General features: G+C 63.6%; 13 protein-coding genes. 4 read left to right on the top strand and 9 right to left on the bottom strand.

What is annotated here, in order from left to right; all coding sequences use genetic code 11:
* Positions 1 to 42: 42 nt before the first annotated feature.
* Genes AC1D10_RS18995 through AC1D10_RS18980 form a run of 4 tightly spaced genes read right to left on the bottom strand, consistent with a single transcriptional unit; the run spans position 43 to position 3,889 of the window.
* Complete coding sequence (locus tag AC1D10_RS18995) at positions 43 to 1,014, bottom strand: ABC transporter substrate-binding protein (protein ID WP_477274482.1); 972 nt, start codon at positions 1,012 to 1,014, stop codon at positions 43 to 45.
* 40 nt (positions 1,015 to 1,054) lie between these two features.
* Complete coding sequence (locus AC1D10_RS18990) at positions 1,055 to 2,209, bottom strand: ABC transporter permease (protein WP_477274480.1); 1,155 nt, start codon at positions 2,207 to 2,209, stop codon at positions 1,055 to 1,057.
* A complete protein-coding gene (locus AC1D10_RS18985) occupies positions 2,206 to 3,084 on the bottom strand; it encodes an ABC transporter permease (RefSeq protein ID WP_477274478.1) in 879 nt (292 codons plus the stop codon). Before AC1D10_RS18985 ends, AC1D10_RS18990 begins: the two co-directional genes overlap by 4 nt.
* Before the next feature lie 13 nt (positions 3,085 to 3,097).
* Complete coding sequence (locus AC1D10_RS18980; protein WP_477274476.1) at positions 3,098 to 3,889, bottom strand: ABC transporter ATP-binding protein; 792 nt, start codon at positions 3,887 to 3,889, stop codon at positions 3,098 to 3,100.
* A gap of 130 nt (positions 3,890 to 4,019) precedes the next feature.
* Here AC1D10_RS18980 and AC1D10_RS18975 point away from each other — a divergent pair, with 130 nt between their 5' ends.
* Positions 4,020 to 4,418 (top strand): cupin domain-containing protein, encoded by a 399-nt coding sequence (locus AC1D10_RS18975; RefSeq protein WP_184874971.1) that lies wholly within the window; start codon positions 4,020 to 4,022, stop codon positions 4,416 to 4,418.
* Positions 4,419 to 4,453: 35 nt separating this feature from the next.
* Here the strand turns inward: AC1D10_RS18975 and AC1D10_RS18970 are convergent, their stop codons facing one another.
* The 4 genes from AC1D10_RS18970 to aptA all read right to left on the bottom strand — a co-directional run bounded on the left by AC1D10_RS18970 (position 4,454) and on the right by aptA (position 8,995).
* Positions 4,454 to 4,825: a hypothetical protein gene (locus AC1D10_RS18970; RefSeq protein ID WP_477274473.1), complete on the bottom strand. Its 372-nt coding sequence runs from the start codon at positions 4,823 to 4,825 to the stop codon at positions 4,454 to 4,456.
* A gap of 2 nt (positions 4,826 to 4,827) precedes the next feature.
* Positions 4,828 to 6,279 (bottom strand): dihydropyrimidinase, encoded by a 1,452-nt coding sequence (gene hydA, locus AC1D10_RS18965; RefSeq protein WP_477274471.1) that lies wholly within the window; start codon positions 6,277 to 6,279, stop codon positions 4,828 to 4,830.
* A 65-nt stretch (positions 6,280 to 6,344) separates the two neighbouring features.
* Complete coding sequence (locus AC1D10_RS18960) at positions 6,345 to 7,595, bottom strand: Zn-dependent hydrolase (RefSeq protein ID WP_477275005.1); 1,251 nt, start codon at positions 7,593 to 7,595, stop codon at positions 6,345 to 6,347.
* Between the two features lie 71 nt (positions 7,596 to 7,666).
* The gene (aptA, locus tag AC1D10_RS18955) at positions 7,667 to 8,995 is read right to left on the bottom strand and encodes an omega-aminotransferase AptA (protein WP_379103532.1); all 1,329 of its coding nucleotides are present in this window, start codon (positions 8,993 to 8,995) and stop codon (positions 7,667 to 7,669) included.
* A 227-nt stretch (positions 8,996 to 9,222) separates the two neighbouring features.
* Here aptA and AC1D10_RS18950 point away from each other — a divergent pair, with 227 nt between their 5' ends.
* On the top strand, positions 9,223 to 9,858 hold the full coding sequence (locus AC1D10_RS18950) for a TetR family transcriptional regulator C-terminal domain-containing protein (protein WP_477274469.1): 636 nt from the start codon (positions 9,223 to 9,225) through the stop codon (positions 9,856 to 9,858).
* 12 nt (positions 9,859 to 9,870) lie between these two features.
* On the opposite strand, the gene AC1D10_RS18945 is transcribed toward AC1D10_RS18950, so the two are convergent.
* Positions 9,871 to 10,758, bottom strand: coding sequence for a helix-turn-helix transcriptional regulator (locus AC1D10_RS18945; RefSeq protein ID WP_477274467.1), 888 nt, complete (start codon positions 10,756 to 10,758; stop codon positions 9,871 to 9,873).
* A 103-nt stretch (positions 10,759 to 10,861) separates the two neighbouring features.
* Between AC1D10_RS18945 and AC1D10_RS18940 the strand changes: the two genes are divergently transcribed.
* Positions 10,862 to 11,707 carry an SDR family oxidoreductase gene (locus AC1D10_RS18940; protein WP_477274465.1) on the top strand — a complete coding sequence of 282 codons (846 nt, stop codon included), beginning with the start codon at positions 10,862 to 10,864 and terminating at the stop codon, positions 11,705 to 11,707.
* Complete coding sequence (locus tag AC1D10_RS18935; protein ID WP_477274463.1) at positions 11,704 to 12,426, top strand: SDR family oxidoreductase; 723 nt, start codon at positions 11,704 to 11,706, stop codon at positions 12,424 to 12,426. The genes AC1D10_RS18940 and AC1D10_RS18935 overlap by 4 nt, the downstream gene beginning before the upstream one ends.
* Positions 12,427 to 12,523 lie beyond the last annotated feature (97 nt).

Below are 12,523 nucleotides of genomic sequence, written 5' to 3'. Positions count from 1 at the left end.
CCAAAGGCGCCGCGCATGAGATCAAGACGTCACTGACTAGGCTTACTTGACCGCCTTGTCGGTGATGGCGGTGGTGTAGGCGCCGGTCGGCTCCTTGGTGATGATCTTCTGGTCGAGCAGCGCCTTGGCGGTACGCTCGTAGGTCGCCGGGTCGAGCTTGCCGTCGGCATTGTCGACCAGCTTGGCGACTTCGCTCATCATCCGCTTCTGGTGGTTCTCGTCCTGGCCGCCACCATCCATGACGATGCCTGCGGCTTCGTCATTGTTGTCGACGGCATACTTCCAGCCCTTCATCGAAGCGCGCACGAAACGCACCATCTTGTCCTCGAAGGCCGGATCCTTGAGCTTGTCTTCCGACGCATAGAGCCCGTCCTCGAGCAGGTCGTTGCCCATCGCCGAATAGTTGAACACGGTCAGCTGTTCCGGCTTGTAGCCGGCGTCGATCAGCTGCCAGTACTCGTTGTAGGTCATGACCGAGATACAATCCGCCTGCTTCTGGATCAGCGGCTGCACATCGAAGCTCTGCTTGAGCACGGTGACGCCGTCCGGGCCGCCATCGGTCTTCAGGCCGAGCTTGTTCATCCAGGCGTAGAACGGATATTCGTTGCCGAAGAACCAGACGCCGAGCGTGTGGCCCTTGAAGTCGGCCTCGGTCTTGATCGGGCCGTCCTTCGGGCAGACCAGTTCCATGCCGGCCTTCTTGAACGGCTGGGCGATGTTGACCAGCGGGACGCCCTTTTCGCGGGCGGCCAGCGCGCCGCCCATCCAGTCGACGATGACATCGGCGCCGCCGCCGGCGATCACCTGCTCAGGCGCAATGTCGGGACCGCCCGGCTTGATGTCGACATCGAGACCCTCGGCCTCGTAGAAACCCTTGGCCTTGGCGACATAGTAGCCGGCAAACTGGGCCTGCGTGACCCATTTCAGCTGCAACGTCACCTTGTCGGCTGCCATTGCCTGGAATGCGGCAAGCGACATCGCGCCGGCCAGAACGGGAATAATCAGTCTTTTCATCTTTTTACCCTCTGAAGTTGGTACCCTTAAACCCACCGCCCTATCCACCACGGACAGAGGGATGCCAAAACGTGACGGCTCTTTCGACAAGAGCGACCACGCCATAAAAGACCGAACCCGCAAGTGCTGCAACTGCGATTTCGGCCCAGACCATGTCGATGTTCATCCGCCCGACCTCGGTCGAGATGCGGAAGCCCATGCCGACGACGGGCGTGCCGAAGAACTCGGCGACGATGGCGCCGATCAGCGCCAGGGTCGAGTTGATCTTCAGCGCGTTGAAGATGAAGGGCGCTGCTGCCGGCAGCCTGAGCTTAAGCAGCGTCTGCCAGTAACCCGACGCATAGGTGCGCATCAGGTCGCGTTCCATATGGCCAGAAGCGGCGAGCCCGGCGACCGTGTTCACCAGCATCGGGAAGAAGGTCATGATGATGACGACGGCCGCCTTGGACTGCCAGTCGAAGCCGAACCACATGACCATGATCGGCGCCACGCCGATGATTGGCAGCGCCGAGACCATGTTGCCGATCGGCAGCAGGCCGCGGCGCAGGAACGGCACGCGATCGGCGAGCACGGCGGTGATGAAGCCGGCGCCGCTGCCCACCACATAGCCGAAGATCACCGCCTTGAAGATGGTCTGCCGGACATCCGCGGCGAGCACCGGCAGCGAACTGGCGATGCGGACTCCGATGGCACTCGGCGGCGGCAAAAGGATGAAGGGAATGCCGGCGCCGCGCGTCACCGCCTCCCAGATGATCAGGATCCAGGCACCGAAGATGGCCGGGATGATCAGGCGCAACGCAGTCCGGGCCCAGTTTGCCATCGGGCGAAGTCCTGACAGGACAGCGACGCAGCGCCAACCGAGCAGCCATGCGGCGGTCAGCAGCAGGAAATATGGCGCCAGTGCGGTGCCTTCGAAGCCGGATATGCCTGAAATCAGCAGCCGGGCAACCAAGTGGGCGCCGACAAACAGCACCACCGCTTCCGCAAGGGGTGGAATCCTGGTCATCGAGACCAGCGCCGCCAGCAAGGTCAGGCCAAACATCAAGCCCTTCGTTCCGAGATAGGGGTAATTGAAGCTGGCCGCCGGCTCGGCAAGCGCTGCCGCTTCCGGCTTCGACATCGCGCCGAGCGCCACCGCGATCAGGCACAGCACGATGGCCAGCACCGCTTGCCAGGAGGGTTTCAGCCAACTCATGCCGCCCTCCCGCCCATGGCGCGGTCGACGATGCGCCCGGCAATGCCGACCACCATGACCAGAAGTGCTGCCACCACCGAACCGGCAACCAGCGCCGACCAGATGTCGATGGACTGGCTGTAATAGGCGCCTGCCAAAAGCTTGGCGCCGATGCCGGCGACCGCGCCTGTCGGCAGTTCGCCGACGATGGCGCCGACGAGGCTTGCCGCCACCGCAACCTTCATCGAGGTGAACAGGAACGGCACTGCGGCCGGCACGCGCAATTTCCAGAAGGTCTGCGTGCGGCTCGCATTGTAGGTGTGCATCAGGTCGAGATGCATGATCTCGGGCGAGCGCAGGCCCTTCACCATGCCGACCGTCACTGGGAAGAACGACAGATAGGTCGAGATCATCGCCTTCGGGATGAGGCCGGTGATGCCGATTGCCGCCAGCACGACGATGATCATCGGCGCTACTGCCAGGATGGGAATGGTCTGCGAGGCGATGATCCACGGCATCAGGCTGCGGTCGAGCGTCGCCACATGCACGATGCCGACAGCGATGATGATGCCAAGCGCCGTGCCGAAAGCAAAGCCAAGCAGCGTCGATGACAGAGTCACCCAGGCGTTGTAGACGAGGCTACGGTTCGAGGTGATGGGGCGCAGAAACGTGTTTTCGAAGAAGTTCACCGCCACCTGGTGCGGCGCCGGCAATGTCGGCTTCGGTTGCGACAGCGTCTTGCCGATGAACTCGCTCAAGCCGGGCGTTTCCCCGGCGCGGCGGTCGAGATCGCGCTGGAACGGCGTGTTGAGGATGACGGCGAAAACATACCAGAGCACGACCACGCCAGCGAGGATCGATGTTACCGGAACGAGCTTGTCGCGGAAGCTGTCCATCTAGCGCACCGCCTCAATCTTCATAGCTGTGCCCTGCGTGCAGACCATCGCGGACGCGCGCGGCGATCGCCAGGAATTCCGGCGTCTCGCGGATGTGGAGCGGCCGCTCCTTCGGCAGCGTCGACTCGATGACATCGCTGACACGGCCCGGGCGTGGCGACATGACGACGATGCGCGTCGAAAGATAGACGGCTTCGGGAATGGAGTGGGTGACGAAGCAGATGGTCTTGTTTGTGCGTCCCCACAGTTCCAGCAATTGCTTGTTGAGGTGGTCGCGCACGATCTCGTCCAGCGCGCCGAACGGCTCGTCCATCAACAGCAGGTCGGCGTCGAAAGCCAACGCGCGCGCGATCGAGGCGCGCTGCTGCATCCCGCCCGACAACTGCCAGGGATATTTCTTCTCGAAGCCGCTGAGGTTGACGAGGTCGAGCGTGCGCTTGATCCGCTCCGCCTGTTCCGCCTTGGACAGCCCCATGATCTCCAGCGGCAGCCCGACATTGCGCTCGATGGTGCGCCACGGAAACAGCGCCGCAGCTTGGAAGACATAGCCATAGGCGCGTTTCTCGCGCGCCTGTTCGGGCGTCATGCCGTTGACCGAAATCGTCCCCGAGGTCGGCTTTTCCAGATCGGCGATGACGCGCAGCAAGGTGGTCTTGCCGCAGCCCGATGGCCCGATGAAGGAAACGAACTCCCCCTTGCCGATGGTCAGGTCGACATTGGTCAGCGCCTGCACCGGTCCGTCATTGGTCTGGAAGGTCAGTTCGAGTTTGCTTGCCGCAACGACGGCTGGCGAAATCCCTGTCATCGGCTGCAGCCTGCCCGTTGCCGCCACCGGGGCACCGGCTGGAATCCGATTGCTTTTATCGCGATGTTGTTTTCCACTCGCCCTGTCCCACTGCCTTTGTCCCACTCAATCGACGCCCGGAGTTTCCCCGATGTCGCCCACTTGTCATCTTATCCGCCCTGAAACCACTTATGAAGGCAAGCAGGGACTGACCTATTTCGCCGGCATCGCCGCAGAAACCGTCGGCTCCTCCGGCATCTGCATGCATATGCTCACCATGCCGCCCGGCGCCCGCGCCAAGGCGCATATGCACGAGAGCCATGAAACGGCGATCTACGTACTCTCCGGCGAAGTCCATACCTGGTACGGTGACCGGCTGGAGCATCATATCGTCGTCAAGGCCGGCGACCTCTTCTACATTCCGGCCGGCGTACCGCATCTGCCGGCCAATCTCAGCGGCGCCCCGTCTTCCGCCGTCATTGCCCGCACCGATCCCAACGAACAGGAAAGCGTCGTCCTGCTGCCGGAACTGGACGCACTCGTCGCTTGAAGCCGACATCGACGGAGGGGCCGTCACCGGCACCGTCATGAACATGATTGCAGCGGCCCCATTTCCTCAAGGCCGGGAATGGTGACGAAGAAACCATCCTCCCCCTTGTTGGTGACCACAACGGTCTCAGTCGTCGTCCCCGCCTCACCCTCGGCGGAACAGGTCGAGGTCAACCATTGTGCACCCAGCACCGACGTCAATTGCTGCGCGAACCGGCAGCCGCTGCCATAGGTCTCTATGCCTTCGGCGGTCAGCACGATGTAGGCGTCACTGTCCTGATAACCGGCCTTGACGCCGGCACAGCCGACATCATTGCCCCAGGAGCCGGCGAGCACGCCGCTCGCTGCTGCCGGACCTGCGACAACTGCCGCCAGGACCAGTAAAATGAACGCGGCCGAGCGCGCCAAGCTCAAACCCCGGTCGCCGGAATGCCGGTGCGCTCGACCTTGCGCGGCGCGGAAATTTCCTTCCACGTCGATAGCGCCCGGTTGACCGCCGCGTTCGGCTCGCGGCCGACGAACTCGCCATGGCCGGGCTTGGCCATGACCTCGGCCTCCTGGATCGACAGTTCGCCACGCGAGAAGACGAAGCGCGGCAGGCCGGTCACCTCGAACCCTTCGAAGACGTTGTAGTCGATGACCGACTGCTGCTTCTTCGAGGAAATCTTCTTCTTGCGTTTCGGATCCCAGACGACGATGTCGGCATCCGCACCTTCGACGATGGCGCCCTTCTTGGGATACATGTTGAGGATCTTGGCGATGTTGGTCGAGGTCACCGCGACGAACTCGTTCATCGTCAGCCGTCCGGTGTTGACGCCCGTCGTCCACAGCACCGGCATGCGGTCTTCCAGCCCACCGGTGCCGTTCGGGATCTTGGTGAAATCACCGACGCCGTTGCGTTTCTGCTTGGTGGTGAAGGCGCAATGGTCGGTCGCCACCACCTGCAACGATCCCGCCTGCAAGCCGGCCCACAGCGAATCCTGGTGCAATTTGTTGCGGAAGGGCGGGCTCATCACGCGGCGCGCCGCATGGTCCCAGTCCTTGTCAAAATATTCGCTCTCGTCGAGCGTCAGGTGCTGGATCAACGGCTCGCCGAACACGCGCATGCCCTTCTGGCGGGCCCGGCGGATCGCCTCGTGACTCTGCTCGCAGGAGACGTGCACGACATAGAGCGGCACGCCCGCCATGTCGGCGATCATGATGGCGCGGTTGGTCGCCTCGCCTTCCACTTCCGGCGGCCGCGAATAGGCGTGCCCCTCGGGGCCGTTGTTGCCGGCGGCCAGAAGCTTCTGTGAAAGCGCAGCAACCACGTCGCCATTCTCGGCATGCACCAGCGGCAGCGCGCCAAGGTCGGCGCAACGCTGGAACGACGCGTACATCTCGTCGTCGTCGACCATCAGCGCGCCCTTGTAGGCCATGAAGTGCTTGAACGAGGTGATGCCCTTGTCGACGACGGTGGCCATCTCGTCGAACACCTGCTTGCCCCACCAGGTGATGGCCATGTGGAAGGAATAATCGCAGGACGCTTTCGAGGTCTTGTTGTCCCACATCTGCAAGGCCTCGAGCAGCGACTGCTGCGGCGCCGGCAGGCAGAAATCGACCACCATCGTGGTGCCTCCGGCGAGCGCCGCCCGCGTGCCGGATTCGAAATCATCGGCCGAATAGGTGCCCATGAACGGCATTTCGAGATGGGTGTGCGGATCGATGCCGCCCGGCATCACGTAGCAGCCGGTGGCGTCGAACTCGTGATCGCCATGCAGGTCCGAACCGATGGCGACGATCTTGCCGTGCTTGAACAGCACATCGGCCTTCCACGTGCGGTCGGCGGTGACAACGGTGCCGTTCTTGATGACTTTGGTCATTTTTGTGTTCCCTTGTTCTCTTCGCGCTTCTTTGCGAGCGGCGTTTTGGGATGCGGATTGCAAGCTCACTCCACGATGACAGCCGTTTCCACCACTGCGTGGAACAGCACGTCGGCGCCGGCCGACGCCCATTCCTTCGTGATGTCCTCGGCCTCGTTGTGGCTGAGGCCGTCGACGCAGGGGCACATCACCATGGCGGTGGGCGCAACGCGGTTGATCCAGCAGGCATCATGGCCGGCGCCGGACACGATGTTGCGGTGGGAATAACCGAGACGTTCGGCGGCATCGCGGATCGCCTTGACGCAGCCGGCGTCGAAGGTGACCGGGTCGAAGGCGCCGACCTGTTCGATCTTGTACTGGATGTCGAGCGCCTCGCAGATCGTGTCTATGCCTTCACGGATGCGACCGTCCATCGCATCCAGCACTTCCTTCTCGGGCGAACGGATATCGATGGTGAAGACGGTGCGGCCGGCGATGATGTTGCGCGAGTTGGGAAACACCTCCATGTGGCCGACCGCGCCGACGGCGTCGGGCTGGTAGTCCATGGCGATCTCGTGCACCAGTTCGATCACCCTGGCCATGCCAAGCCCGGCATTGCGGCGCTTGGGCATCGGCGTCGAACCGGTATGCGCCTCCTTGCCGGTCAGCGTCACCTGCAGCCACTTCAGCCCTTGCCCGTGGGTGACGACACCGATGTCGATGCCCTCGTCCTCTAGGATCGGTCCCTGCTCGATATGCAGTTCGAAGAAGGCATGGATCTTGCGGTCGCCGACCTTCTCGGTGCCCTTCCAGCCGATGCGCTCCAGTTCCTCGCCGAATTTCTTGCCTTGCTTGTCGACATGTTCGTAGACATCGGCCTGGTCGAGCACGCCGGCGAACACGCCGGACGCCATCATCGCCGGGGCAAAGCGCGCGCCTTCCTCGTTCGTCCAGTTGGTGACGACGATCGGATGCCTGGTCTTGATGCCGAGGTCGTTGAGCGAGCGCACCACTTCAAGCCCGCCCAGCACGCCGAGCACGCCGTCATACTTGCCGCCGGTCGGCTGCGTATCGAGATGACTGCCGACATAGACCGGTGGCAGGCTGGGGTCGGTGCCTTCGCGGCGGGCAAACATCGTACCCATCTCGTCGACGCCCATTTCGAGCCCGGCCGCATCGCACCAGCGCTTGAAAAGATGCCGGCCCTCGCCATCCTCGTCGGTCACGGTCTGGCGATTGTTGCCACCGGCAATGCCGGGGCCGATCTTCGCCATCTCCATTATCGAATCCCACAAACGGTCTGAATTGATTCGCAGATTCTCGCCGGGTGCGGCCATTCCAAGTCCTCTCATTTCATGTCCTGGGCGGGCGGCGGTTCCCGTCGCCACCCGTCCAGGTCCAGGCAGATCTAGTCTATCGAGCGCAGAACATCCCGCACATGGTCGATCAATTCGTTGATCTGGCCCTTGGTGATGATCAATGGCGGCGACAGCGCGATGATGTCGCCGGTGGTGCGGATCAGCGCGCCGCGCTCGAACGCCTTGACGAAGGCCGAGAAGGCACGCTTGGTCGGCTGGCCAGCGATCGGCGCCAGCTCGATCGCGCCGATCAGGCCGATGTTTCTGATATCGATGACGTTCGGCTCGCCCTTCAGCGAATGCAGCGCGTCTTCCCAGTATGGCGCCAGCTCCTCGCCTCGGGTGAGCAGGCCCTCTTCCTTGTACGTGTCGAGCGTGCCGAGTGCCGCCGCGCAGGCGATCGGATTGCCCGAATAGGTGTAGCCGTGGAAGAACTCGATCATATGCTCGGGGCCGGTCATGAAGGCGTCGTGGATTTCCTTCTTCACGAACACCGCGCCCATCGGGATGACGCCATTGGAGACGCCCTTGGCGGTGGTCATGATGTCGGGCGTGACACCGAAATAGTCGGCGGCGAACGGCGTGCCGAGACGGCCGAAACCGGTGATGACCTCGTCGAAGATCAAAAGGATGCCGTGCTTGGTGCAGATCTCGCGCAGCTTCTGCAGATAGCCCTTGGGCGGCAGGATGACGCCGGTGGAACCGGCGACCGGCTCGACGATGACGGCGGCGATGGTCGAGGCGTCATGCAGGGCGACGATGCGCTCCAGCTCGTTGGCGAGTTCCGCGCCATGCTCCGGCACGCCCTTGGTGAAGGCGTTCTTTTCCGGCAGATGCGTGTGCGGCATGTGGTCGACGCCGCCGAGCAGCGTGCCGAACATCTTGCGGTTGGTGACGATGCCGCCGACCGAGATGCCGCCGAAATTGACGCCGTGATAGCCGCGCTCGCGGCCGATCAGACGGGTGCGCGAGCCCTCGCCCTTGGCGCGGTGATAGGCGATCGCCATCTTCAGCGCCGTCTCGACCGATTCCGAACCGGAATTGGTGAAGAACACATGGTCCATGCCCTTGGGCGCGAGGTCGACCAGGCGGTTGGCCAGTTCGAAGACGATCGGATGGCCCATCTGGAACGCCGGCGCATAGTCGAGCTCAGCGGCCTGGTGCTGGATCGCCTCGGTGATCTTCGGCCGGCAGTGGCCGGCGTTGACGCACCAGAGACCCGCGGTGCCGTCCAGCACCTTGCGGCCGTCGCTGGTCGTGTAATGCATGTCCTTGGCGGACACCATCATGCGCGGCGCCTGCTTGAACTGTCGGTTTGCCGTGAACGGCATCCAGAATGCGCTGAGATCGTTCGGCGTGACTTTCAGCCGGTTGGACATGACCAAGACTTCCCCTTGTAACCTGTTTCGGTGCGCCCAACGCTTGGTCTTTGCCGCGTTTTCATGCTACGCAAATTTTTGACCGATTGGACAAACGTTAGCACCGCCCTGTCGGCGGTCAAGGGATTACTAGCGGAAATGCGGCACTTGAAGTGCGTTCCACAGGCCAAGGAAAAACTGGTCCAGAGAATTGGTCCAGATGACCGTCAACGCGAGGGCCCGCAACGGTGAACACCAGCACGGACGCCCCTCGCCGCACCCGCATCCAGCAGGAAAAGCGCGAACTCATTCTCGAGGCGGCGCTGGAGGTTTTCTCCACCAACGGTTTTCGCGGCTCGACCATCGACCAGATCGCCGAAGCCGCCGGCATGTCGAAGCCGAACCTGCTTTATTATTTCCGCCGCAAGGAGGACATCCACGAGACGCTGATGCAGCGCCTGCTCGACACCTGGCTGGCGCCACTACGGGAACTCGACGACATCGGCGATCCCATGACCGAATTGCGCAACTACATCAGGCGCAAGCTCGAAATGGCCCGCGATTTTCCGCGCGAGAGCCGGCTGTTCGCCAACGAGATCCTGCAAGGCGCGCCGCGCATCATGCCGCTGCTGGCCGGCGAACTGAAGACGCTGGTCGACGAGAAGGCGGCCGTCATCAAGGGCTGGATGCGCGACGGCAAGATCGCCAGGACCGACCCTTGGCACCTGATCTTCTCGATCTGGGCGACGACGCAGCATTATGCCGATTTCGACGTCCAGGTCCGCGCCGTGCTCGGAGCCGACCGCGGCGGCGATGGCCGTTTCGAAGACGCCGCACGCTTTCTGGAGCAATTGTTCCTCGACGGGCTGAAGCCGAAGAGCTGACGGACAGGCGCTTCAGGCGCTGCGCCGCTCGGCCGGCAGCGCGTCCAGCAATGTCTGCAGCTTGGCGATCGAGTTCTGCTCGGCAAGCGGCGTGTAGACGATCAGCTTCATGTCGGAGCCGTCGCCGATCGACAAGCTCATATGCTCGAACGTCATGGCGCCCGCGCTCGGGTGCCTGACATGCTTCACCCCCGACAATCGGTGCGCGACGTCGCGCTGAGGCCACCAGGCGCGAAACTCGGGGCTCGAGCGCGTCATCAATTCGATCAGCCGTTCGAAATCCGGATCGCCGACATATCTGGCGCTCGCGGCCCGGAACGATGCCAGCACGATCCGCGCCAGCTCCTCCCAGTCGACCAGCAGCCGCCGGTGGTGCGGATTGGTGAAGACCATGTGGACGATGTTGCGGGCGTCCCCCTCCAGCAGACCGTAGTCGCCGAACACGGCGACCGCCGCCGGGTTCCAGGCCAGCACGTCCCAGCGCCGGCCGACGACATAGGCCGGCTGCAGCACCAGGCTTTGCAGCATGTGCAGCAAGGGGCCGTCGACCTTTTCCGGCGCCACGGCGCGACGCTCCGGCTGCTGGCGGCCGGCAAGGATGAACAGATGCTGCTTTTCCGCGGCGTCGAGCCGAAGCGCCTCGCAGAGCGCCGTCAGCACCTCGACCGACGGCCGCACCTCCCGCCCCTGCTCCAGCCATGTGTACCAGGTCGTGCCGACGCCGGCGATCATCGCCACCTCCTCGCGGCGCAGGCCCGGCGTACGTCGCCTGAGGCCAGTGGCAATGCCGGTTGCCGAGGGCGTCAGCCTTTCGCGGCGCGATCGCAGGAAGGCGCCGAGCTCGCGCCGTCGGCTGTCTTCAGCGGAGTGGGTGGGAGCAGAGTGGGGCTGGGATTCCATGAGGCTAATATAGCAGTATTGATACCAGGATAAAGTTTGAACTGTTTGGCGCGCGGCTGCTGCCCCATCTTTGGTTCGGAGCAACGAAACGGAGGCTCTGAACATGGAACTCAAAGACAAGACAATCCTCGTCACCGGGTCGACCGACGGCGTCGGCCGCGTCGTGGCGCAACGACTCGGCGCCGGCGGCGCCCGCGTGCTGGTACATGGCCGCGATGCGGCGCGCGGCAAGGCGACCGTCACTGAGATCGAAGCCGCCGGCGGCAAGGCCGAACTGCTGGTCGCGGATCTTGCTTCGCTGGCCGAGGTGCGCCGCCTCGCCGAGGCCGTGCGCGCCAGGACGGACCGGCTCGACATCCTCGTCAACAATGCCGGCATCGGCACGGCTGGCCAGGGCGCCAGAAGACAGGTCAACGCTGATGGCTACGAACTGCGCTTCGCGGTCAACTATCTCGCCGGGTTTCTGCTGACATCGGAGCTTCTGCCGTTGATCGCGGCGAGCGCGCCCGCGCGCATCGTCAATGTCGCCTCGGCCGGACAGCAGGCGGTCGACTTCGGCGATGTCATGCTGACCCGCAGCTACGACGGCGTGCGCGCCTACTGCCAGAGCAAGCTGGCGCAGATCCTGTTCACCGTAGACCTTGCGGAGCATCTGAAAGGGAGCGGCGTCACCGTCAACGCCTTGCATCCGGCCAGCTACATGAACACCACCATGGTCCGCCAGGCTGGCGTGACGCCGTGGAGTTCGGTCGAGACAGGTGCCGATGCCATCCTCAACCTCGCGACATCACCGGCGCTGGAAGGACGCAGCGGCCTCTACTTCGACGGCCTGCGGGAATCCCGCGCCGACGCCCAGGCCTACGATGCCAGGGCAAGACAGCAATTGCGCAGCCTGAGCCTGGACCTCGTCGGCCTCGCCTCCCCAACATCGAAGGAACAGCATTCATGACCAAGACGATCGAACATGCCGTCATCATCGGCGGCTCGTCCGGCATCGGCCTGGCGACCGCGCGCAAACTGCTTGGTCCCGGCATGAAGGTGACCATCACCGGACGCAATCAGGACAGGCTCAACAGCGCATGGAAGAGCCTTGGCGGCGCTGTCGACAAGGCAGCATTCGATGCCGCAAAGCCGGACCAGGTCAGCGGATTCTTCGAGCGCCTCGGCCCCTTTGACCATCTGGTCCTGGCGGCCAGCGGCGGCAAGGGCCTTGGCCCCTTCCAGACGCTCGACCTGACCGACATCGGCAGCGGTGTCGACGAGAAAGTAAGGCCGCAACTGTCCTGCCTGCAGGCCGCCCTGCCAACGCTCCGAAAGAGTGGATCGGTCACCTTCATCTCGGCGGTCTCGGCTCAGCTTGCCATGCCGGGCGTCGCCGGCATCGCCGCCATCAACGGCATGCTTCTGACGGTGGTGCCGATCCTGGCCGTGGAGCTGAAGCCGCTGCGCGTCAATGTCGTGGCGCCCGGCGTCATCGACACGCCCTGGTGGGATTTCGTTGCCGAGGAGCAGAGGCAAGCGATCTTTGCCGACTATGCCGACAAGACACCGGTTGGCCGAGTCGGCAAAGCCGAGGACGTCGCCGACGCAATCGCCTTTCTCGTCTCCAACGGCTTCATGACCGGTCAGGTCCTGACCTGCGATGGGGGTCTACGATTTGCGGCGTAGGCCCCGGGGGCGCGCACCTGTCAGAGTGGCAACAGCGCACAACCAAGGATCGTAGCCATCATTGGGCGCCGCCAGGGTTCGGCTTCCTTGGAAGGCG

The organism is Mesorhizobium sp. P2_A8 (genome assembly GCF_056404935.1).
The sequence above is the reverse complement of the archived record's forward strand: the minus strand, read 5'-3'. Positions and strand labels throughout refer to the sequence as shown.